Genomic DNA, 22346 nt, shown 5'->3' with positions numbered 1-22346 from the left:
CTCGCCGTCGTGGTGCAGGGTCATGCCGCGCGGTCCTGTCGCACGGACGTGCCGCGCGGTCCTGCCGCGCGGCCCTGTCGCGCTGTGGCTAGCCCCGGCGGCCGCCGTGGCCGTGGCCGTTGTTGCCGCCGTTCAGCTGGCCCTGGATGAAGTTGCCGGGGAGGGAGAACGTCGGCGTCGGCAGGGTGCCGCCGGTGCTCTGGTCACCCGTCGTGCCGCCGTCGGTCGTGCCCCCGTCCGTCAGACCGCCGATCAGCCCGCCCGTCACCTGCCCCGGCGCGGTCCCGTTGTCCCCGTTGTTGCCGTCGTCCGTCCCCCCGTCCCCTTTTCCCTGATCACCCCCGTTGTGGGTGTCGTCGGGAATGTCGATCAGATGGAAATCCGGTGCGGGCTTGCCCTCCAGGGCGCCGGACATCATGTCGCGCCAGATCGGGCCGGGGACCTCACCGCCGTAGACCTTGGCGTGCGGGACGCCGCCGATGGTGATGTCGACCATCCGGCGCTTGTGCTGGGGGTCGCCGACCCAGACCGCGCCGGCCATGTTCGGGGTGTAGCCGACGAACCAGGCCGCGTAGCGCTCGTCCGTCGTACCCGTCTTGCCCGCGCTCGGGCGGCTGCCGAGACCGGCCTCCTGACCCGTGCCGTCCTCGACCACGCCCTTGAGGAGCGTGCTCACCGTGTCGGCGGTGTTCTCCGACATCGCACGCGAGCAGGTCGACTTCGGCACCTCCAGGGACTTCTGCTCTCTGCCCGCCTTCTGGGTGATCGAGTTGATGGCGACCGGTGTGCAGTACATCCCGCGCGCGGCGAAGGTGGCGTACGCGTTCGCCATCGTCAGCGGGGACATCTCCTGGGTGCCGAGCGCGATGGAGGGTGCCTGCTGCACCTTGCGGCCGTCCGCGCGCTGCACGCCCATCCTGTGGGCCATGTCGATCACCGGGCAGATGCCGATGTCGCTGATCAGCTGCACGTAGTAGGTGTTGACCGACTTGGCGGTCGCTTCCTTCATGCCGTACGGGCCGTGCTCCGACTCGTTCTCGTTGGTCAGCTTCGTGGGGCGGTTCGGGTCGTCGTGCCAGGTCCTGCCGTTGCACGCGGACACGGGGCTGGGGTACGCCATCTCGTACGGAGAGGAGTACTCCTGCGTGGCGGGCTTCCCGCCCTCGATGGCCGCCGCGGCGACGATCGGCTTGAACGTGGAACCGGGCTGGTAGCCGGCGCCGCCGCCCATGTCCTGGTTGACGGACAGGTTGATCGTCGTCTCGTGGTTCTTGGTGTTGACGCCGTACGGGCGGGACTGGCCCATCGCGAGGATCTTGCCGGTGCCGGGCTCCACGATGGTCGCGGCGGTGGCCACGGAGTCGCTCTCGTAGACGTGGTCCTTGAGGGACGCCTGCACGGAGCGCTGGGCCTGCGGGTCGAGGGTCGTGCGGATCGTCAGGCCGCCGCGGTTCCAGAGCTTCGACCGCGCCTGTCGGGTCTTGCCGAAGGACTTGTCGGTGAGGAGGATCTGGCGGACGTAGTCACAGAAGAAACCGGCGCCCTTCACGGCGGTGATGCAGCCGTTCTTGGGGTGGCTGGGGTCCAGCTCGACGGGCTTCTGCTTGGCGTCGTCGGCCTCCTTCTGGGAGATGTCACCGACCTCCGCCATGCGCTGGAGCACGATGTTGCGCCGCTTGGTGGCCTCGGCCTCGTCGTTCACCGGGTCGTAGCGGCTCGGCGACTGCACGATGCCGGCGAGGAGCGCCGACTCCTGGAGGTTCAGGTTCTTCGCGTGCTTGGAGAAGTAGCGCTGGGCGGCGGCCTCGACGCCGTAGGCCTGCTCACCGAAGAAGGTGATGTTCAGGTAGTTCTCGAGGATCTTCTTCTTGCCGAGCTTGTCCTCGATCTGGATGGCGTACTTCAGCTCCCGGATCTTGCGGCCCAGGGTCTGCTGGGTGGCCTCGGCGACCTTCGTCGGATCGTCGCCGGCCTCCTCGATGAAGTAGTTCTTCACCAGCTGCTGGGTGAGCGTGGAGGCACCCTGGGCGACCCCGCCGCTCTGCGCGTTCTTGTTCAGGGCGCGCAGCACACCCTTGAGGTCGACCGCGCCGTGCTGGTAGAAGCGCGAGTCCTCGATCGCGACGATCGCCTTCTGCATGTACGGCGAGATGTCCTTGAGGTCGACCACCGTGCGGTCGCGGGAGTAGACGGTCGCGATCTGCTTCCCGCGGTCGTCCAGGATGGTCGTGCGCTGGCTGAGCTGGGGACTCTTGAGGTTGGCCGGGATCTCGTCGAAGCTCTGCACCGATCCCTTGGCCGCGAGACCCAGTGCGCCGGCCGCGGGCAGCGCGATGCCCGCCAGCACGGCTCCGGCGAGCACACTGACACCGAGGAACTTGGCGGCCTGCTGCGTTGGCGACAGACCGCCACCCGAGCGCTTCTTTGGCATGGGGGCAGCCTAATCCGTACTGTTGAGCGTTCCTAAGGAGCGACCGTGTCACGGCACGGCAAACCGGGATGTCCACCTTCCCGTTCGCCGGACACGCATGCAGGCGTTGGCCTAAGCTGCTCTCGACTGTCACAGCGATGCGGTCGCGTACGTACTACGTCCGGCGCCCCCGAATCGTTCCGGCCGTGGCCCGGAATCACCGGGGTGCGCGCCCGTTTTCCGGGGCCGGCGCGCCCGAAACCGCCTCGTGTGTCACCTGGTGCCCGATGTGGCGCACCGCAGCCGTCCCGGTTTGCCGGGATGGTCGCGCTTGTCGCCAGCTCACTCCCGCGGGTGATCTGCCGCTTACCCATAGTCCGTTCGGGCCATCCAAGATTGGGCCCGAAGGGGGTGTTGCGCTGTGTCGACCTTCCGTAACGTCCTCAACTGGCGGCGGTGAATATGCCGCTGCCGCCGTGGGGGAGCCTCGATTCGGGAGAGGACGGCGCCGGTATGGGCTGGGTAACCGACTGGAGTGCGCAGGCTGCCTGCCGCACTACGGATCCGGATGAACTGTTCGTTCAGGGAGCAGCGCAGAACAGGGCCAAGGCGGTGTGCACCGGATGCCCGGTGCGCACGGAGTGCCTGGCGGACGCGCTGGACAACCGTGTGGAGTTCGGCGTGTGGGGAGGCATGACGGAGCGGGAGCGCCGCGCACTGCTGCGCCGGCGGCCCACCGTGACTTCGTGGCGCAGGCTGCTGGAGACCGCCCGCTCGGAGTACGAACGGGGCATGGGGATCGTGTCCCTCGACAGCGACGAGGTCTACGAGAGCTACGCGGCGGTGAGCTGACGGCATCCTTCGGGCGCACACCTGGAACGCACTGTTCCGGCAGACCCCCCACGGCAAACGCGCCCGTAGGCCCCCGTCCGCCGACGGTTGGGCATCGACGTCCGCCGCGTGCTTGGGCATCGGCACCCGTCGCGTACGGCACCGATGTCCGTCGCGTACGGCATCGACGTCCGAACGCCGTCTGATCGACGTGCGCTGCGCACGGCGCCCGCGACCGTCGCACGCTGTCGGCGTCCTTCGGTACCGCGGCCGGTGACGACTGCCCGCCGGGGCCGCCGAGCGCCTTGTGCCGGTGACGACCGCCGCACCTCCGCCGGGCCGGTGGTGTGCCGGTGAACGTCGCTCACGCGCGCGTGCCGTGCCGTGAGCGCGGTATGAGCGCCTACGGGTGTGCCGACCGCCCGTCCGCCAGCCGGTCGCCGATGTTCCGCAGGCCCGTGAGGTCGTGGACGTCGCCGGGCAGCGCGGGCACTTCCACCACCGCCACCTCGGGGTGGCGGGCGGCGAAACGGTCTCGCGTGCGCTGCTCACGCGAGAGCAGCTGCATGCGCTCGGCGTGCAGCCTCAGCAGGGCCGCGGCGAGTTGGTCGACGGAACGTTCGGCTTCGGCGGGGGAGCCTTCCTCGGCGGCAGCGGCTGGGGCGCCGGCTGCGGTCTCGGATACGGAAGATGGTGAACTGCCGTACGGGTCGGGAGAGTTACGAAGTCCAGCTTTCCCGCCCCCCTGATCCACAATGCGGACGTCCTCAAGATTTTCCGCAGCCGCGAGCGCACGCTCGGCCGACAGCCCGCCGGCCCCGTTGCCGTGGACCCGGTTGAGCACCAGGCCGACCAGGGGCATGTGCTCCGCGGCCAGCCGCTCCACGAAGTACGCGGCCTCGCGCAGCGCGTCCCGCTCCGGGGCCGCCACCACCAGGAACGCCGTGCCGGGTGCCTGGAGCAGCTTGTAGGTGGTGTCCGCGCGCGTACGGAAGCCGCCGAAGGTGGTGTCCATCGCGGCCACGAACGTCTGGACGTCCTTCAGCAGCTGGCCGCCCAGCAGCTTGCCCAGTGTGCCGGTCATCATCGACATGCCGACGTTCAGGAACTTCATGCCCGCGCGCCCGCCCAGCTTGGCGGGAGCGGTCAGCAGGCGGATGAGGCGGCCGTCCAGGAAGGAGCCCAGCCGCTTGGGCGCGTCCAGGAAGTCCAGTGCCGAACGGGACGGCGGGGTGTCCACGACGATCAGGTCCCACTCGTCCCTCGCCCGCAGCTGGCCCAGCTTCTCCATCGCCATGTACTCCTGCGTGCCCGCGAAGCCCGCCGAGAGCGACTGGTAGAAGGGGTTCGCCAGGATCGCGGCTGCCCGCTCCGAGTCCGTGTGCGCCTCCACGACCTCGTCGAAGGTGCGCTTCATGTCGAGCATCATGGCGTGCAGCTCGCCGTCGCCCTCCGTGCCCTTCACCCGGCGCGGCACGTTGTCGAGCGAGTCGATGCCCATCGACTGGGCCAGCCGCCTGGCCGGGTCGATGGTCAGGACGACCACCTTGCGGCCCCGCTCGGCGGCCCGGAGCCCGAGGGCCGCCGCGGTCGTCGTCTTGCCCACCCCGCCCGAGCCGCAGCACACCACGATCCGGGTCTTCGGGTCGTCCAGCAGCGGATCGATGTGGAGCACGCGTGCGGAGGAGAGCCGGCGTCCGGTATCCGCCGCGCCGGCAGCCCCCCGCCCTTCGGCCTCCGCCGGCTCCGGCACCTGCCCGGGTTCCGCCGACTCTTCGGACTCGACCGGCTCCCCGGGTTCCGCCGGCGTCTCGGCCTCCGCCGGCTCCCCGGAAGTCTCCGGCTCCTGGGAGGCCTGCCGCTCCTGGGAGGCCTCCCACTCCTCGGGGGTCTCGCGCGCCTCGGCCGGGTCCGGACTCATGACAACCCCTGCTTCCGCAGCTCGGTGGCGAGTTCGTACAGGCCCGCCAGGTCCATGCCCTCGGCGAGCAGCGGCAGTTCGTCCAGTGGGAGGCCCAGCTCGCCGAGGGCCGCACGCTGCTCCTGCTCCAGCGCGTACCGCTCGGCGTACTCCGCGGCCTGGGCCAGCAGCGGGTCCACCAGCCTCTCGGCGTTCCCGCCCCGCCGGGCCCCGCCCAGACCGGCGGCCGAGAGCGCCCGCGCAACCGATGAACGCTCCACGTCCCGTACGAGTTCCAGGTCGTCCGCGTCCAGCACCTGCGGTCGGACCATGTTCACGATGACCCGGCCCACCGGCAACCGCGCCGCGCGCAGTTCGGCGATGCCGTCAGCGGTCTCCTGGACCGGCATCTCCTCCAGCAGTGTCACCAGGTGCACCGCCGTCTCCGGCGACTTCAGCACCCTCATCACCGCCTGCGCCTGATTGTGTATCGGGCCGATCTTGGCAAGGCCGGCCACCTCGTCGTTGACGTTGAGGAAGCGGGTGATGCGGCCGGTCGGCGGGGCGTCCATGACGACGTAGTCGTAGACGAACCGCCCGCTCTTGTCCTTGCGGCGCACCGCCTCGCACGCCTTGCCGGTCAGCAGGACGTCCCTGATGCCGGGGGCGACGGTGGTGGCGAAGTCGATGGCGCCGAGCTTCTTGAGGGCTCTGCCCGCCCCGCCGAGTTTGTAGAACATCTGGAGGTAGTCCAGAAGGGCCAGTTCCGGGTCCATGGCGAGGGCGTACACCTCCCCGCCGCCCGGAGCGACCGCGATCTTGCGCTCCTCATACGGCAACGCCTCCGTCTCGAAGAGCTGTGCGATGCCCTGCCGGCCCTCGACCTCCACGAGAAGCGTCCGCTTCCCCTCGGACGCGAGGGCCAGCGCGAGGGCTGCGGCGACCGTCGTCTTTCCGGTCCCGCCCTTGCCGCTGACGACCTGGAGCCTGCTCACGTCCTCGAGCCTAACCAGTCCGGCCGACAACCACGCGGGAGGCTGTGGATAAGGGAGGTCCGGCCCCCTCCGGCACAGCGGCTACAGTCGGCCCCATGACCAAGTGGGAATACGCAACCGTGCCGCTGCTCGTCCATGCCACGAAGCAGATTCTGGACACCTGGGGCGAGGACGGCTGGGAGCTCGTCCAGGTCGTGCCCGGGCCGAACAATCCGGAACAGCTCGTGGCCTACCTGAAGCGGGAGAAGCAGGCGTGAGCGCGGTCGAGGCCAGGCTGGCCGAACTGGGACTGACCCTGCCGGACGTCGTACCGCCGCTGGCCGCGTACCAGCCGGCCGTGCGGTCCGGTGCGTACGTGTACACCTCCGGCCAGCTGCCGATGGTCCAGGGCAAGCTGCCGGTCACCGGCAAGGTGGGTGCCGAGGTCACGCCGGAGGAGGCCAAGGAGCTGGCGCGTACGTGCGCGCTGAACGCCCTGGCCGCCGTGAAGTCCGTCGCCGGCGACCTGGACCGCGTCGTGCGCGTGGTGAAGGTCGTCGGCTTCGTCGCCTCGGCGTCCGACTTCACCGGGCAGCCCGGTGTCGTCAACGGCGCCAGCGAGCTGCTCGGCGAGGTCCTCGGCGACAAGGGCGTGCACGCCCGCAGCGCGGTCGGTGTCGCGGTGCTGCCGCTGGACGCGCCGGTCGAGGTCGAGATCCAGGTCGAGCTGGCGCAGTGATCCCGCCGGGGCGCCGCTGACCTCGGTACCTCTCGAACATTCGCCCTACACGGGATAGCCTCCGGCCATGGCGAACGGTCAGTGGTACCCCCCGGAGTGGCCGGACCGCATCCGCGCCCTCGCGGACGGCACTCTCACCCCGGTGTCCCCCCGGCGCGCGGCCACGGTGCTGCTCCTGCGGGACACCGCCGCCGGTCCGGCCGTCCACATGCTGCGCAGACGCGCCTCCATGGCTTTCGCCGGAGGCGCGTACGCGTATCCCGGCGGCGGCGTCGACCCGCGCGACGACGACCGCCGGGTCCGCTGGGCGGGCCCCGCGCGCGCGTGGTGGGCGCAGCGGCTCGGCGTCGACGAGGCGGGCGCCCAGGCCATCGTGTGCGCGGCCGTCCGCGAGACCTACGAGGAGGCCGGGGTGCTCCTCGCCGGCCCCGGCCCGGACTCGGTCGTGGGCGACACCACCGGTGAGGACTGGGAGGCCGACCGCGCGGCCCTGGTCGCGCGTGAGCTGTCCTTCGCCGAGTTCCTCGACCGGCGCGGCCTGGTGCTGCGGTCGGACCTGCTGGGCGGTTGGACCCGCTGGATCACCCCGGAGTTCGAGGCCCGCCGCTACGACACGTGGTTCTTCGTGGCCGTCCTCCCCGAGGGGCAGCGCACCCGCAACGCCTCCACGGAGGCCGACCGCACGGTGTGGATCCGCCCCGAGGAGGCCGCCGCCGGGTACGACCGGGGTGAGCTGGTGATGATGCCGCCCACCATCGCCACCCTGCGCCAGTTGCTGCCGTACGCCACCGCCGCCGAGGCGCTCGCCGCCGCTCCCGCGCGCGACATGACCCCGGTCCTGGCCCGGGCCCGCCTGCGGGACGGCGAGATCGTCCTCTCCTGGCCCGGGCACGACGAGTTCACCAAACACGTCCCGGCCGCCTCGACGACGGCTCCCACGACCACTGAGAAGACCGGTGGAGGCCCCGCATGACCGACGCAGCAGCCCTGCCGGGCCAGCCCCGCGGCGGAGTCCTCTCGGGGCCCGCCACCGAACGGGCCGTCAACGTCCTCGCGCCCAACGCCTCCGCGATGACCCTGGACGGCACCAACACCTGGATCGTCGCCGAGCCCGACTCCGATCTCGCCGTGGTGATCGATCCGGGTCCGCTGGACGACGGCCATCTGCGCAACGTCGTGGACACGGCCGAGAAGGCCGGCAAGCGCATAGCCCTGACCCTGCTCACCCACGGCCACCCCGACCACGCCGAGGGCGCCGCCCGTTTCGCCGGGCTGACCGGTACGCGCGTGCGTGCCCTGGACCCGGCGCTGCGGCTCGGTGACGAGGGCCTGGCCGCCGGCGACGTGGTCACCACCGGCGGTCTGGAGCTGCGCGTCGTACCGACCCCCGGGCACACCGCCGACTCGCTGTCCTTCCATCTGCCGGCCGACCGGGCCGTGCTGACCGGCGACACCGTCCTCGGCCGCGGTACGACGCTCGTGGCCCACCCCGACGGACGGCTCGGCGACTATCTGGACTCCCTGCGGCGGCTGCGGTCCCTGACGGTGGACGACGGCGTGCACGTCGTCCTGCCGGGCCACGGGCCGGTCCTCGACGACGCCCAGGGCGCCGTCGAGTTCTACCTCGCCCACCGCGCCCACCGGCTGGCGCAGGTGGAGACGGCGGTCGAGAACGGCTACCGCGCCCCGGCCGAGGTCGTCGCCCACGTGTACGCCGACGTGGACCGTTCGCTGTGGCCTGCGGCGGAACTGTCGGTGCGGGCCCAGCTGGACTATCTCAGCGAGCATGGGCTGATCTAGCCGGTCGCGCGCCCGCGAGCCGTGCACGCGCGCGTGGATGCCCGTCGACCGGCCCGGCGGACCCTGGTGAGGGGGCTGGGCGGCACGGCACCGGACACGGCGGCGGGGCCCGTCCGCGCGTGCAGCGGGCCCCGCCGCCGTGGGCCGGAGCCCGGCGTCAGCGCGACCTCTTGGCCAGCCGTTCGACGTCCAGCAGGATGACGGCCCGCGCCTCCAGGCGCAGCCACCCGCGCTGGGCGAAGTCGGCCAGGGCCTTGTTCACGGTCTCGCGGGAGGCGCCGACCAGCTGGGCCAGCTCCTCCTGGGTGAGGTCGTGGACGACGTGGATGCCCTCCTCGGACTGCACGCCGAAGCGGCGGGAGAGGTCCAGCAGGGCCCGGGCCACGCGGCCGGGGACGTCCGAGAAGACCAGGTCGGACATCGCGTCGTTCGTCTTGCGCAGCCGGCGGGCGACGGCGCGCAGCAGGGCGCCGGCCACCTCCGGGCGGACGTTGAGCCAGGGCTGGAGGTCGCCGTGCCCGAGACCGAGCAGCTTGACCTCGGTGAGCGCGGTCGCCGTGGCCGTACGGGGGCCGGGGTCGAACAGCGACAGCTCGCCGATCAGCTCACCGGGTCCGACGACGGCGAGCATGTTCTCGCGGCCGTCGGGGGATGTGCGGTGCAGCTTCACCTTGCCCTCGGTGACGACGTACAGCCGGTCTCCGGGGTCGCCTTCGTGGAACAGCGAGTCGCCACGGGCGAGGGTCACCTCACTCATGGAGGCGCGAAGCTCCGCGGCCTGCTCGTCGTCGAGTGCCGCGAAGAGCGGGTTGCGCCGCAGAACGTCGTCCACGAGTTATCTCCTTGTCGACCTGCTCAGGGGATGGTGCTCCCCGCGTGCCAGGGGACCGTGTTCCCCGTTTTGCCGGACGGTCCAAACAGTGTGATCTGTCACAAGGATGCCGCACACGTGTCCCGGGGTAAGCGTCAGGGGTCCAATCGGGGGCCGGTGAGCCGGGTCCGGGACGGATCACGGTGCCGGGCTCTAGGCTGGCCGGGTATCCAAAACGCCGGTGAGAGCACAGGTCGAGGGGGCTGGGCGGGTGGTTGTACGTCGGGATTCCGCCGTGGGCGAACAGGTCCCCGAGGAAAGTAATAAAACAGGCAAATCGGCTAAAAGGGTTGTCGACGCTGCGAAGAAGGCCGCGCCTGCCAGGAAGGCCGTCGCGAAGGCCGCCGAGAAGACGGCGAGCGTGAAGAAGCCCCCCAAGAAGGCGGCCGCGGAAAAGGACACGTCCGCCGGAGGGCCGGCCGGCGGCGAGTCCCGTACCGCCCTGGTCCGCCGTGCCCGCCGCATCAACCGCGAGTTGGCCGAGGTGTACCCGTACGCCCACCCCGAGCTGGACTTCGAGAATCCCTTCCAGCTGCTCGTCGCCACCGTGCTGTCGGCCCAGACAACCGACCTGCGGGTCAACCAGACGACCCCGGCGCTCTTCGCCGAGTACCCCACCCCCGAGGACCTCGCCGCCGCGAACCCGGAGGAGGTCGAGGAGATCCTGCGCCCCTGCGGCTTCTTCCGGGCCAAGACCAGGTCGGTCATAGGGCTCTCCAAGGCCCTCGCCGAGGACTTCGGCGGCGAGGTGCCCGGCAGGCTGGAGGACCTGGTGAAGCTGCCCGGCGTCGGCCGCAAGACGGCCTTCGTCGTCCTCGGCAACGCGTTCGGCCGGCCCGGGATCACCGTCGACACGCACTTCCAGCGGCTGGTCCGGCGCTGGAGGTGGACCGACGAGAGCGACCCCGACAAGATCGAGGCCGCCATCGGCGCGCTCTTCCCGAAAGCCGACTGGACCGACCTGTCCCACCACGTCATCTGGCACGGCCGCCGCATCTGCCATGCCCGCAAGCCCGCCTGCGGCGCCTGCCCCGTCGCAGCGCTCTGCCCCGCCTACGGTGAGGGCGAGACCGATCCCGAGAAGGCGAAGAAGCTCCTGAAGTACGAGAAGGGCGGCTTCCCCGGTCAGCGGCTCAAGCCCCCGCAGGCCTACCTGGACGCGGGCGGCAGGCCGGCGCCGCCACTGGGGGCCGCGTGACGGAACGATCCCGGACTCCCCGGGCGTTGGAGAGGGCAGAACGACGGGGGTGGCGATGACGAGGACCAGTGACACGCAGGGCGGTCCGGTGGCACTCAGCGAGGAAGGGCTGCCGGACTGGCTGTATCCCGTGGCGCGCGCCGCCGAGACGGTCCAGCCGCTCCAGCTGAGCCGCTTCCTGCCACCGGAGAACGGCTCGGGGCGGCAGTCGGCCGTCCTGATCCTGTTCGGCGAGGGTGAGCGCGGTCCCGAGCTGCTGCTCATGGAGCGCGCGGGCTCGCTGCGTTCGCACGCCGGCCAGCCGTCCTTCCCGGGCGGCGCGCTGGACCCGCAGGACGGCGACCCGCACGGCGAGGGCCCCCTGCGGGCCGCGCTGCGCGAGGCCGAGGAGGAGACCGGACTCGACCCGTCCGGTGTGCAGCTCTTCGCCGTGCTGCCCCGGCTGTACATCCCGGTCAGCGGCTTCGTCGTCACCCCGGTGCTCGGCTGGTGGCGCGAGCCCAGCCCGGTCGGCGTGGTCGACCCGAACGAGACCGCGCGGGTCTTCACGGTGCCCGTGGCGGATCTCACGGACCCCGTCAACCGTGCCACCGCCGTGCACCCCAGAGGCCACCGCGGCCCGGCATTCCTGGTCGAATCGGCCCTCGTGTGGGGCTTCACGGCCGGAGTGATCGACCGCCTGCTGCACTACGCGGGCTGGGAGCGCCCCTGGGACCGGGAGAAGCAGGTCCCGCTCGACTGGCGCGCATGACAGGGTGATCCCGTGCTGTGTCTTCCGGGGACGCCGGGTCCCTCAGCCACTGCGCGGCGCGCCGGACCCCGGCCGGGCCGCGGGGACCGGAGTGAGTAGGCGAGGCCTGAAGCGGTGAACGTGCTGGACATCCTGTTGCTGGTCGCGGCCGTGTGGTTCGCGGTGGTGGGCTACCGCCAGGGCTTCGTCGTCGGCATCCTGTCGGTGATCGGCTTCCTGGGCGGCGGCCTCGTCGCCGTGTACGCGCTGCCCCTGATCTGGGACGCCGTGACCGAGAAGAGGGACGTCGGCACGACCGCGGCCGTCGCCGCGGTGGTCGTCGTCATCGTCTGCGCCTCCGTCGGCCAGGCGCTGACCACCCACCTCGGCAACAAGCTGCGCCGGCAGATCACCTGGTCACCGGCGCGCGCCCTGGACGCCACCGGCGGCGCGCTGGTCAATGTCGTCGCGATGCTGCTGGTCGCCTGGCTGATCGGCTCCGCGCTCGCCGGTACGACCCTGCCGACGCTCGGCAAGGAGGTCCGCGGCTCCAAGGTGCTCCTCGGCGTCTCCCGGGCGCTGCCGACGCAGGCCGACACCTGGTTCGCGGACTTCTCCTCCGTGCTCGCGCAGAACGGCTTCCCGCAGGTCTTCAGCCCGTTCGCCAACGAGCCGATCAAGGACGTACAGCCCCCGGACAGGGCCCTCGCCCGCAGCCCGGTCGCCGGTGCGGCCCAGCGTTCCATCGTCAAGGTCACCGGCACGGCCCAGAGCTGCGGCAAGGTCCTGGAGGGCACCGGCTTCGTGTTCGCCGACCGCCGGGTGATGACCAACGCGCACGTCGTCGGGGGCGTGGACGCGCCGAGCGTGCAGATAGGCGGTGTGGGCCGCGCGTACGACGCGAAGGTCGTCCTGTACGACTGGAAGCGCGACATCGCCGTCCTCGACGTCCCGGACCTGAGGACGGCCGCGCTGAAGTTCGCCGCGCGCGACGCCTCCGGCGGTGACGGCGCGATCGTCGCGGGCTTCCCGGAGAACGGCGCCTACGACGTGCGCGCCGCGCGCGTACGCGGGCGCATCACGGCCAACGGTCCGGACATCTACCACCGCGGCACGGTCCGCCGCGACGTCTACTCGCTGTACGCGACCGTCCGCCAGGGCAACTCCGGCGGCCCGCTGCTGACGCCGGACGGCAGGGTGTACGGCGTCGTGTTCGCCAAGTCCCTCGACGACGCGGACACCGGCTACGCCCTCACGGCGGACGAGATCCGGGCCGACATCCGGCAGGGGCGCACGGCGAACGAGCAGGTCGGTACGGACAGCTGCGCCCTGTAAGACGGGCGGCGGTCGCTCAGCCGCGCGGATGGCGCAGCCGCACGGAGACCCAGCGGGCCCGACGGCGCAGGATGCGCGGAATGCCTACTCGGAGGTCCGCCTCCGCGACCTGCGCGGTGCCTCGCCGGGGCGTGCTCAGGCCGGTGGCCGAGCGGCGGGTGCGGGGTGCGTCACTGTAGTCCTGCGTCCAGCCCATACCCCGACGTGTGCCCCCGCCCCAAGGTCCATAACCGCCTGGGGGCCGCCCAATTGGCCTATGCGGCGGGCATGAGCCGTCCGGGGGACAAGTGTTCAGGAAACCGGATACTCGGCGCATCGTTTCTTCACCGTGCGGTCACCGACCGGACGCCGGCTCCTCAGCGGTCGGGTTCGGGGTCCTCCAGCCAGTTGACCAGCTCGGTCGAGAAGGCCGCCGGGTCCTCCTCGTGCGGGAAGTGGCCCAGACCGTCGAACAGCCGCCAGCGGTAGGGCGCTTCGACGTACTCACCGGAGCCGGCCGCGCTGCGCGTCCGGGCCACCGGGTCCAGCGAACCGTGCAGATGCAGGGTCGGCACCCGCACCGGGCGCTTCATCCGACGGTAGAACTGCACGCCGTCCGGGCGGGCCAGTGAGCGCACCAGCCAGCGGTACGGCTCGATCGCGCAGTGCGCGGTGGACGGGATGCACATGGCCCGTTGATAGGTCTCCACGGCCGCGTCCTCCGGTGGCCGCGGCCCGGACCAGTCCCGGATCAGCCGGCCCGTCAGGGCGCCGCTGTCGGCGGTGAGTTGCCGTTCGGGGATCCATGGCCGCTGGAACCCCCAGATGTAGGAGCCGGCGGCCGTCTGCCGGGCGTCCCGGAGCATCGCCGCGCGCCAGCGCCGCGGGTGCGGCATGGACACCACGGCGAGACGCCGGACGAGCTTGGGCCGCATGGCCGCCGCCGTCCACGCCAGGTATCCGCCGAGATCGTGGCCGACCAGCGCGGCGTCCGGCTCGCCGAGCGAGCGGATCACGCCGGTGACGTCGAGGGCCAGGTTGGCGGGGTCGTACCCGCGGGGCGTGCGGTCGCTGCCGCCGACGCCCCGCAGGTCCATCGCCACCGCCCGGTAGCCCGCGTCGGCCAGCGCGGTCAGCTGGTGCCGCCACGTCCACCAGAACTGCGGGAAGCCGTGCAGGAGCAGCACCAGGGGGCCGTCGCCGAGTTCGGCGATGTGGAAACGCGCACCGTTCGCGGCGACGTCCCGGTGCGTCCAGGGACCTTCGATCCGTACGGCCGAGGGAGCGGCGGGGTCCGTCATGACGACGAGCGTGCCACAGCCTCGATGGCCGCGGGCCCCCGGTCCTCGGGCAGTTCGGGGCGCGGGTGCGGCTTGGCGTTCTGCAGGACGCCGGCCGTCTCCTTCATCGAGGCGGCCGCCTTCTGCGGGCCCTGGCCCTTCTTGGCCTTCTTCGCGAACACCACGCCGATCAGGCCGAGGAGGCCGGCGACCAGCACGTTGGCCGCGAAGGACAGCACGAAGCAGATCGCCAGGTTCCAGTGGCTCCAGGTGCGGATGCCGTACGCCAGGGCGAAGTTGAGCATCGGCAGGGAGAACAGCAGTACCGCGCCCGCCACGGAGAAGGCGCCGCCGCTGACCGCGCCACGCTTCACGTCCTGCTTCAGCTGGGCCTTGGCCAGTGCGATCTCGTCGTGCACCAGCGCGGACATCTCGGTCGTCGCCGAGGCGAACAGCTGGCCGATGCTGCGTTCGGCGCCGACCGGGCTGCCGTCGGGTGCGCTCATCGCGTTCTCCCTTGAAGGTCTCTCGTGCCGCGAGCGGGCTGTGCCGGGTGGCCGCCGCGCTCGTACGGCCGGGTGCGGCCGTACGTGTCCGGGTGGCCGGCCGGCCGCCGTGCTCGGTGGGCCGTCTTGTTTTGTACCGTCTCGTCAGATCATGCCGGACGGTCGCCCTCATCGCCTGCCCCACCCGGTACTTCCGCAAGCCCGTGGCGCGCCTCGGCCGCCCGCTCGGCGGCCAGGCGCCGGTGCTCGGCGGCCTTGCGCTCGTGGATCTCGGCCATCCGCAGGTGGTATGCCGGGTCGTCCTGCTCGTAGACGTCCGGGATGCCGTCGAGGTCCTCGTCGCGGTCCTCTTCCTCGCACAGCCTGCGGTAGCGGGCGTTGCGCATCTTCAGCAGCACCGTCGCCCACGCCGCCGCGATCAGCGACCCGGTGAGGACGGCCGCCTTCACCTCGGCCGTCAGCGTCGCGTCGCCGTCGAAGGCCAGCTCGCCGATGAGCAGGGAGACGGTGAAGCCGATCCCGGCGAGGGACGCCACCGCGAAGACGTCGGCCCATCGGAGGTCCTCGCCGAGCCGGGCCCGGGTGAAGCGCACGGTCAGCCAGGTGCCCGCGAATATGCCGACCGTCTTGCCGACGACCAGGCCCAGTACGACCCCGAGCGTCTCCGGCCGGGTGAACACGTCCCGCAGGGCTCCGGCGGACACCGGTACGCCGGCGCTGAACAGCGCGAACAGCGGCACGGCGAGTCCGGCCGACAGCGGTCGCACCAGGTGCTCGATGTGCTGGCCCGGCGAGTGCCGCTCACCCTCGCGGGTGGTGCAGCGCAGCATCAGGCCCATCGCCACGCCGGCGATGGTGGCGTGCACACCGCTGTTGTACATCAGCGTCCAGTTGACGAACGCGAGCGGTACGTACACGTACCAGCCGCGTACCCCCGTGCGCAGCAGCAGCCAGAAGACCACGAGGCCGGCGGCGGCCCCGCCGAGCGCGGCGAGGTTCAGCCGGTCGGTGAAGAAGACCGCGATGATCAGGATCGCGCACAGGTCGTCGACGACCGCGAGGGTGAGCAGGAAGGCGCGCAGGGCGCTGGGCAGCGAGGTGCCGATGACCGCCAGCACCGCGAGTGCGAAGGCGATGTCGGTGGCGGTGGGCACCGCCCAGCCTTGGGCGGAGCCGCCGCCGCTGAGGCTGGTCAGGGTGTAGACGAGCGCGGGTACGGCCATCCCGCACAGCGCGGCCACGACGGGCAGCACGGCCGCCCTGGGATCGCGCAGGTCGCCGGCGACCAGTTCACGTTTGAGTTCGATGCCGGCGACGAAGAAGAACACCGCGAGCAGGCCGTCGGCGGCCCAGTGGGCGACGGAGAGGTGCAGGCCGAGGGCGCCGGGGCCGAAGTGGAAGTCGCTCACGGTGTCGTAGCTGTGGCGCAGGGCGGGGATGTTCGCCCAGGCCAGTGCCGCGACCGCGGCGAGGAGCAGCAGGACGCCGCCGGTGGTCTCGGTGCGCAGCGCCTGAGCCACGAAGTTCCGCTCGGGCAGGGACAGGCGTCCCAAAGCCTTGCGGGGCGTGTTCGGGGGGTGGGGCGGCGCGGTCACGATAGACCTCCGAGTCGGTACGGCGACGTACGGCCGTCGCGGGGATCGCCGACGGCCCTGCCGACCAGACTTCCCGGCACACCCGAGCTGCCATTTTACCCGACTGTGACGTCGAGGGCCCGTGGGACGGACGGGAAGGGGCGCCCGGTGCCCCACCGGGCGCCCCTTCCCACCGCCGTGAGCCGTACGGGCTAGTCCTCGTTCGGCGCGGCCGGCAGTTTGGCCTGGATGAAGTCCATGACCGTGGAGTCCGTCAGCGTGGTGACGTCGCCGAGCTGGCGGTTCTCGGCCACATCGCGCAGCAGACGGCGCATGATCTTGCCGGAGCGGGTCTTCGGGAGCTCCGCCACCGGCAGGATCCGCTTCGGCTTGGCGATCGGGCCGAGCGTGGCGCCGACATGGTCGCGCAGGGCACTGATGAGCGCCTCGTCCTCCGACGCCGTGCCGCGCAGGATCACGAAGGCGACGATCGCCTGGCCGGTGGTCTCGTCCGCGGCACCGACGACGGCCGCCTCGGCGACCGACGGGTGCGAGACCAGCGCCGATTCCACCTCGGTGGTGGAGATGTTGTGGCCCGACACGAGCATGACGTCGTCCACCCGGCCGAGCAGCCAGATGTCCCCGTCGTCGTCCTTCTTCGCCCCGTCCCCGGCGAAGTACCTGCCCTCGAAGCGGGACCAGTAGGTGTCGAGGAACCGCTGGTCGTCACCCCAGATGGTGCGGAGCATCGCCGGCCACGGCTCGGTCAGCACCAGGTAGCCACCGCCGCCGTCGGGCACCTCGTTCGCCTCGTCGTCGACGACCGTGGCGCTGATGCCGGGCAGCGCGCGCTGCGCGGAACCGGGCTTGGCGGCGGTGACGCCCGGCAGCGGCGAGATCATCATCGCGCCGGTCTCGGTCTGCCACCAGGTGTCCACGACAGGCGTCCGGTCGGCACCGATGTGCTTGCGGTACCAGATCCAGGCCTCCGGGTTGATGGGCTCGCCGACCGATCCCAGGACGCGCAGGGAGGACAGGTCGAACTTGGCGGGGATGTCGTCGCCCCACTTCATGAACGTCCGGATCGCGGTCGGCGCCGTGTAGAGGATCGTGACCTTGTACTTCTGCACGATCTCCCAGAACCGGCCCTGGTGCGGGGTGTCCGGCGTGCCCTCGTACATCACCTGCGTCGCGCCGTTGGCCAGCGGGCCGTAGACGATGTACGAGTGGCCGGTGACCCAGCCGACGTCGGCCGTGCACCAGTACACGTCCGTCTCCGGCTTGAGGTCGAAAACGGCCCAGTGGGTGTAGGCCGCCTGGGTGAGGTAGCCCCCGGAGGTGTGCAGGATGCCCTTCGGCTTCCCCGTCGTACCGGAGGTGTAGAGGATGAACAGCGGGTGCTCCGCCTCGAACGCCTCCGGGGTGTGCTGGTCGGACTGCCGTCCGACCAGGTCGTGCCACCACACGTCCCGCTCACCGTTCCAGGCCACGTCCTGCCCGGTACGACGGACCACGAGCACGTGTTCGACGTTCCCCGCCTTCTGGACCGCCTCGTCCACGGCCGGCTTGAGCGCGGACGGCTTGCCGCGCCGGTAGCCGCCGTCACAGGTGATGACGACCTTGGCGTCCGCGTCCTGGATCCGGGTGGCGAGCGCGTCCGCGGAGAAGCCGCCGAAGACGACCGAGTGGGTGGCGCCGATCCGGGCCGAGGCCAGCATCGCGATCGCGGTCTCGGGGATCATCGGCATGTAGACGGCGACCCGGTCGCCCTTGCGGACGCCCAGCTCCAGCAGGGCGTTGGCGGCCTTGGAGACCTCGTCCTTCAGCTCCGCGTAGGTGATCGCGCGGCTGTCGCCGGGCTCACCCTCGAAGTGGATCGCGACGCGGTCCCCGTGTCCGGCCTCCACATGCCGGTCCACGCAGTTGTACGTGACGTTCAGTTCGCCGTCCTTGAACCACTTGGCGAACGGCGGGTTCGACCAGTCCAGCGTCTCGGTCGGTTCCTTGGCCCAGGTCAGGCGGCGGGCCTGCTCGGCCCAGAAGCCGAGCCTGTCAGCCTTGGCCTGTTCGTACGCCTCCGCGGTGACGTTGGCTTGCGCTGCCAGGTCGGCGGGCGGCGCGAACCTGCGTTCTTCCTTGAGCAGGTTGGCCAGGCTCTCGTTGCTCACGACATCTCCCTTTCCAAGGGTGTCCGTTGTGTCCCAGGCCACAGCTCATCAGACGTGGGGGGCCGATGACAAGGGTCGACGGCAAAATTGGTTTAGACCTGTCCGGAGGTTGGTGTCCACATCGGCCCGTGCGCCGCCTCACCTCCCTCGATTCCGCCCGCCACCTCCACGAAGACCGCTGCCCCCTGCGACTCCGTGAGCAGGTACGCCTGTGCCTCGCCCACGTGGAAGTACATCCCGTGCAGTTGCAGCGCGCCCCTGGCCAGTGCCCGGGCGACCGGCTCGTGCGCCCGCAGGTGCGCCAGCTGCTGGACCACGTTGGCCAGGCACAGCCGCTCCACCGCGTCCCCGGGGGCGCGCCCCGCCAGACCCGGCCGGCCGCGGTGGTCCCCGGCCGTCCGCGCGAGACTCGGCCGCCCGTGCCGCAGCCACCGGTGCAGCGGGCCGGGCCCCTGTCCGGTGCCGGCGGACAGCAGTGCCTGCATCGCCCCGCACCCGGAGTGTCCGCACACCGTGATGGAGCGCACCCCGAGCACGTCCACCGCGTACTCGATGGCGGCGGCCACCGAGTCGTCCCCGTGCTCCTCGCCGGGCGGAGGCACCAGATTGCCGACGTTGCGGACCACGAACAGGTCACCGGGACCACTGGCGGTGATCATCGACGTGACGAGCCGTGAGTCGGCACAGGCCAGGAAGAGCTGGGAGGGCCGCTGGCCCTCCCGGGCGAGCCGCGCCAGCTCCTCCCGCACCAGCGGCGCGGTGTTCCGCTGGAACGAGCTGATGCCACGGACCAGTTCCCCGCCGCCGCGGCCGACCCCCGGTCCCGCCGGGGCGGCGGGGGACGCGGTGAAGCAGGACCGGTGGTTGCGCCAGGGCGTCCACGGGTGACACCGGCACTCGGTTGCCGTGACCGGCCCGGAGGGCCGGCTCCCGCCGCGCCGTCCTGCCAACTCGGCCGTACCGCCGCGGGCGGTGTGAGTACCGCGCCAGTCCTGGAGCGACTCGTACGCCGCGTGGTCGATGAACGTACCGTCCAACTCCACGACGGCGTGCGCGCCCTGGGGCACGAGGTGCAGGGTTCTGCTGAGCCGCGGCACCGCGAGGAAGGTCAACTGGCCGCGTACGCCTACATGATGGACTCCTTCCTTCTCTTCATGGGTGATGCGGGTGCGGGCGAGGCGGTGCAGGGCGACGGCGACCGCCACGGCGACCCCGAGGAACACGCCCTCCAGGACGCCGAGGACCACCACGCCGAGTGTGGTCGCGGCGTAGACCGGCACTTCGCGGTGGCGGGTCACCGTGCGGATGTGGTGCGGGGACACCATCTGGATGCCGACGGCCATCACCAGGGCGGCGAGGGAGGCGAGCGGGATCTCCTCCAGGACCGGGGCCATCAGCAGCGCGGCGGCTACTACGAGAACGCCGTGCAGCATCGTGGAGTTCCGGCTGACGGCGCCCGCTCTCACATTCGCGGTGCTGCGCACCGCCACCCCCGCGACGGGCAGTCCGCCGAGCGCCCCGGAGATCAGGTTGGCCGCCCCCTGGCCCAGCAGCTCCCGGTCCAGGTCGGAGCGGCCGGGCCGGGTGTGGGGGCCGGGGCGGGAGGCGACCAGTTTGTCCACGGCCACCGCGCCGAGGAGCGACTGGACGCTGCACACCAGGGTGGTGGTGAGCACGGCGGCGATGATGCCGGACACCGGCCCTTCGGGTAGCCCGGCCAGGGCGTGGCTGTGCCAGGACGGCAGGTCGACCCGGGGCAGGGACAGACCGGTGAGGGCGGCGGTCGCGCCGGCACCGGAAACGGCGACGAGGGCGGCCGGCACCTTGCGCAGCAGGCGGCCGGCCCGGCCGGGCAGGCGCGGCCAGCCCAGCAACAGGGCCAGGGTGAGTACGCTCATCGCTACGGCGGCCGGATGCAGACCGGCCAACTGGGCGGGCAGCGCCCGCAGGTTGGCGAGCACGGAGCTGTCCGGGGTGCCGCCGAGCACGATGTGCAGCTGGGCGACGGCGATGGTGATGCCGATGCCGGCGAGCATCCCGTGCACCACGGCCGGGCTGACCGCGAGCGCACCGCGCGCCACCCGCAGGCGGCCGAGGCCGATCTGGGCGAGTCCGGCGAGGACGGTGATCCCGCAGGTCGCCCGCCAGCCGTAGCGGTGGATCAGGTCGGCGGTGACCACGGTGAGTCCGGCGGCGGGGCCGCTCACCTGCAGCGGGCAGCCGCCGAGCCGTCCGGCGACGACTCCGCCTACCGCGGCGGCGACGAGGCCGGCCTGGAGCGGGGCTCCGGTGGCCAGGGCGATGCCGAGGGAGAGGGGCAGGGCGATCAGGAAGACCGCGACGGCCGCCGACAGGTCGGCGCCCTCGACGGTGTGGCGGCGGCGCTTGGGCGCGGGACCGTGCGGTGGGCGGGGCTGGACGTTCGGGGCTGCGCAGGTCGGCATGTTCCCGTCTCCTCCGGGGCGGCGCGGTCGCGGACTGGATGGGACCCCGCGGCGATGGGCGGGGCTCGGTCGCGGCCGTGGGTCACGGCGTGCAGCGGCGGGTTGGATCTATGTCGGTAAAAGAACCGTAATGCCACGTAAAGGCCAGGCATAGCTTTCTGGGGCAATTGGCGTATCACATCGCGCGTCAGGGTGAAGTGAGCATTTCATCGGCTTGTCGTATTAATTCCTTCTCGGCCTCGTGGGACCTTGGCGCCGCTGCCGGTACAAGCCCGGCAGACCAGCACAAAAGGCCTCGTCAGCATTTGCCTGAGAGAAGGAAGAAGGTGGGCGGAACATGGCCGCCACCCAGAGGATCGCCGTCGGCGCCGTGGCCGCCGCGGCCTGTGCGGCGTCGCTCGCCGGTTGTGCGACCGGCTCCGACGGCACGAAGGAAGGGGCGTCCGGCCCGCAGAACGGAGCGCCCGCGCCCAAGAGCGTGCTCCGGCTGATCGGCGACGGATCCACCGCGTACACCGGTTCCCAGCCGTATCTGCCCAGCCCCGAACGGCTGAAGCCCGGTGAGAAGCCGCCGCAGTTCGTCGTGTTCTCCTGGGACGGCGCGGGCGAGGACAGCCAGAAGCTGTTCTCGCACTTCCGCAAGGTCGCCAAGGAGAACCACGCGACCATGACGTACTTCCTCAGCGGCGTGTACATGCTGCCGGAGGACAAGCGTGACCTGTACAAGCCGCCGCAGCACGCGCCCGGCCGCTCCGACATCGGATTCAACGACGAACAGGGCATCACCGACACCCTCAGACAGGTACGCCTGGCCTGGCTGGAGGGCAACGAGATCGGGACCCACTTCAACGGCCACTTCTGCGGCCCCGACGGCGGTGTCGGCACCTGGTCGGTGCAGGAGTGGAAGAGCGAGATCGCCCAGGCCAAGGACTTCGTGAAGTCCTGGAAGTCCAACACCGGCATGAAGCGGGCGGCCCCGCTGCCCTTCGACTACGACAAGGAGCTGATCGGCGCCCGCACCCCCTGCCTGGAAGGGCAGAAGAACTTCATGAAGGCCGCCCGCGAGCTGGGCTTCCGCTACGACTCCAGCGGGGTCGACAACCAGGTCTGGCCCGAGAAGAAGCAGGGCCTGTGGGATCTGTCGATGCAGCTCGTGCCCTTCCCGGGCCACACCTATGAGCAGCTGACCATGGACTACAACTTCATGGTCAACCAGTCCGGCACCGAGACCCAGGGCGACCCCGACAAGTTCGACTACTGGGGCGACCAGATGCGCGACGGCCTCCTCAAGGGCTTCTACCGGGCCTACGACGGCAACCGCGCCCCCCTGATCATCGGCAACCACTTCGAGTCCTGGAACGGCGGCACCTACATGCGCGCCGTCGAGGACGTGGTGAAGGAGGTCTGCAACAAGCCCGACGTACGCTGTGTCTCCTTCCACCAGCTGGCCGACTGGCTGGACGCCCAGGACCCGCAGACCCTCGCACGGCTGCGCACCCTGAAGGTGGGGGAGGCTCCCCGGCAGGGCTGGGCGTCCCTGCTGTCCGGCCGCCCCGCCCCGGCACCCAAGGGCGTGCCCGGGGCGCCGGCGGACAAGCTGTAGGGCG

Annotated in this window: 19 protein-coding genes; 9 read left to right on the top strand and 10 right to left on the bottom strand. The window is 71.4% G+C overall.

What is annotated here, in order from left to right:
• Window positions 1-88 precede the first annotated feature (88 nt).
• A complete protein-coding gene (locus ACGFT1_RS09045; protein WP_373908376.1) occupies window positions 89-2431 on the bottom strand; it encodes a transglycosylase domain-containing protein in 2343 nt (780 codons plus the stop codon).
• A gap of 492 nt (window positions 2432-2923) precedes the next feature.
• Here ACGFT1_RS09045 and wblA point away from each other — a divergent pair, with 492 nt between their 5' ends.
• Entirely contained in the window at window positions 2924-3262 is a 339-nt protein-coding gene (gene wblA, locus ACGFT1_RS09040; protein ID WP_373908744.1) for a transcriptional regulator WblA, read from the top strand.
• Between the two features lie 382 nt (window positions 3263-3644).
• Here wblA and ACGFT1_RS09035 read toward each other — a convergent pair whose 3' ends face one another.
• Both ACGFT1_RS09035 and ACGFT1_RS09030 read right to left on the bottom strand, forming a co-directional pair.
• Window positions 3645-5162 (bottom strand): ArsA family ATPase, encoded by a 1518-nt coding sequence (locus ACGFT1_RS09035; protein WP_373908375.1) that lies wholly within the window; start codon window positions 5160-5162, stop codon window positions 3645-3647.
• Entirely contained in the window at window positions 5159-6136 is a 978-nt protein-coding gene (locus ACGFT1_RS09030; protein WP_373908374.1) for an ArsA family ATPase, read from the bottom strand. The genes ACGFT1_RS09035 and ACGFT1_RS09030 overlap by 4 nt, the downstream gene beginning before the upstream one ends.
• Window positions 6137-6231: 95 nt before the next feature.
• Here ACGFT1_RS09030 and ACGFT1_RS09025 point away from each other — a divergent pair, with 95 nt between their 5' ends.
• From ACGFT1_RS09025 to ACGFT1_RS09010, 4 genes are all read left to right on the top strand, one after another.
• Entirely contained in the window at window positions 6232-6393 is a 162-nt protein-coding gene (locus tag ACGFT1_RS09025; RefSeq protein ID WP_003975360.1) for a DUF4177 domain-containing protein, read from the top strand.
• Window positions 6390-6854 carry a RidA family protein gene (locus ACGFT1_RS09020; RefSeq protein ID WP_373908373.1) on the top strand — a complete coding sequence of 155 codons (465 nt, stop codon included), beginning with the start codon at window positions 6390-6392 and terminating at the stop codon, window positions 6852-6854. Before ACGFT1_RS09025 ends, ACGFT1_RS09020 begins: the two co-directional genes overlap by 4 nt.
• Before the next feature lie 67 nt (window positions 6855-6921).
• Window positions 6922-7827: an NUDIX hydrolase gene (locus ACGFT1_RS09015; protein WP_373908372.1), complete on the top strand. Its 906-nt coding sequence runs from the start codon at window positions 6922-6924 to the stop codon at window positions 7825-7827.
• The gene (locus tag ACGFT1_RS09010) at window positions 7824-8654 is read left to right on the top strand and encodes an MBL fold metallo-hydrolase (RefSeq protein WP_373908371.1); all 831 of its coding nucleotides are present in this window, start codon (window positions 7824-7826) and stop codon (window positions 8652-8654) included. Before ACGFT1_RS09015 ends, ACGFT1_RS09010 begins: the two co-directional genes overlap by 4 nt.
• 157 nt (window positions 8655-8811) lie before the next feature.
• On the opposite strand, the gene ACGFT1_RS09005 is transcribed toward ACGFT1_RS09010, so the two are convergent.
• Entirely contained in the window at window positions 8812-9486 is a 675-nt protein-coding gene (locus tag ACGFT1_RS09005) for a Crp/Fnr family transcriptional regulator (RefSeq protein ID WP_030734182.1), read from the bottom strand.
• Between the two features lie 250 nt (window positions 9487-9736).
• Here ACGFT1_RS09005 and nth point away from each other — a divergent pair, with 250 nt between their 5' ends.
• The 3 genes from nth to ACGFT1_RS08990 all read left to right on the top strand — a co-directional run bounded on the left by nth (window position 9737) and on the right by ACGFT1_RS08990 (window position 12788).
• Window positions 9737-10723 (top strand): endonuclease III, encoded by a 987-nt coding sequence (nth, locus tag ACGFT1_RS09000; protein WP_373908370.1) that lies wholly within the window; start codon window positions 9737-9739, stop codon window positions 10721-10723.
• 55 nt (window positions 10724-10778) lie between these two features.
• Entirely contained in the window at window positions 10779-11474 is a 696-nt protein-coding gene (locus ACGFT1_RS08995; protein WP_373908369.1) for a CoA pyrophosphatase, read from the top strand.
• A gap of 114 nt (window positions 11475-11588) precedes the next feature.
• A complete protein-coding gene (locus ACGFT1_RS08990) occupies window positions 11589-12788 on the top strand; it encodes a MarP family serine protease (RefSeq protein WP_373908368.1) in 1200 nt (399 codons plus the stop codon).
• Window positions 12789-12804: 16 nt separating this feature from the next.
• On the opposite strand, the gene ACGFT1_RS08985 is transcribed toward ACGFT1_RS08990, so the two are convergent.
• The 6 genes from ACGFT1_RS08985 to ACGFT1_RS08960 form a co-directional block, all read right to left on the bottom strand.
• Window positions 12805-12984 (bottom strand): hypothetical protein, encoded by a 180-nt coding sequence (locus tag ACGFT1_RS08985; RefSeq protein WP_356821438.1) that lies wholly within the window; start codon window positions 12982-12984, stop codon window positions 12805-12807.
• A gap of 160 nt (window positions 12985-13144) precedes the next feature.
• Window positions 13145-14068, bottom strand: a complete 924-nt coding sequence (locus ACGFT1_RS08980) for an alpha/beta fold hydrolase (RefSeq protein ID WP_373908367.1) — start codon at window positions 14066-14068, stop codon at window positions 13145-13147.
• On the bottom strand, window positions 14065-14553 hold the full coding sequence (locus ACGFT1_RS08975) for a phage holin family protein (protein WP_356821435.1): 489 nt from the start codon (window positions 14551-14553) through the stop codon (window positions 14065-14067). The genes ACGFT1_RS08980 and ACGFT1_RS08975 overlap by 4 nt, the downstream gene beginning before the upstream one ends.
• Before the next feature lie 149 nt (window positions 14554-14702).
• Complete coding sequence (nhaA, locus tag ACGFT1_RS08970) at window positions 14703-16148, bottom strand: Na+/H+ antiporter NhaA (RefSeq protein WP_373908366.1); 1446 nt, start codon at window positions 16146-16148, stop codon at window positions 14703-14705.
• Window positions 16149-16339: 191 nt separating this feature from the next.
• Window positions 16340-18295, bottom strand: coding sequence for an acetate--CoA ligase (gene acs / locus ACGFT1_RS08965; RefSeq protein WP_373908365.1), 1956 nt, complete (start codon window positions 18293-18295; stop codon window positions 16340-16342).
• Between the two features lie 92 nt (window positions 18296-18387).
• Complete coding sequence (locus tag ACGFT1_RS08960; protein WP_373908364.1) at window positions 18388-20739, bottom strand: SulP family inorganic anion transporter; 2352 nt, start codon at window positions 20737-20739, stop codon at window positions 18388-18390.
• Between the two features lie 337 nt (window positions 20740-21076).
• Between ACGFT1_RS08960 and ACGFT1_RS08955 the strand changes: the two genes are divergently transcribed.
• The gene (locus tag ACGFT1_RS08955; RefSeq protein WP_373908363.1) at window positions 21077-22342 is read left to right on the top strand and encodes a hypothetical protein; all 1266 of its coding nucleotides are present in this window, start codon (window positions 21077-21079) and stop codon (window positions 22340-22342) included.
• Window positions 22343-22346 lie beyond the last annotated feature (4 nt).

This window comes from Streptomyces sp. Y20 (genome assembly GCF_043195475.1).
Lineage (GTDB): Bacteria > Actinomycetota > Actinomycetes > Streptomycetales > Streptomycetaceae > Streptomyces.
Note: the sequence above shows the minus strand (reverse complement) of the source record. Positions and strands in the feature narration are given on the sequence as shown.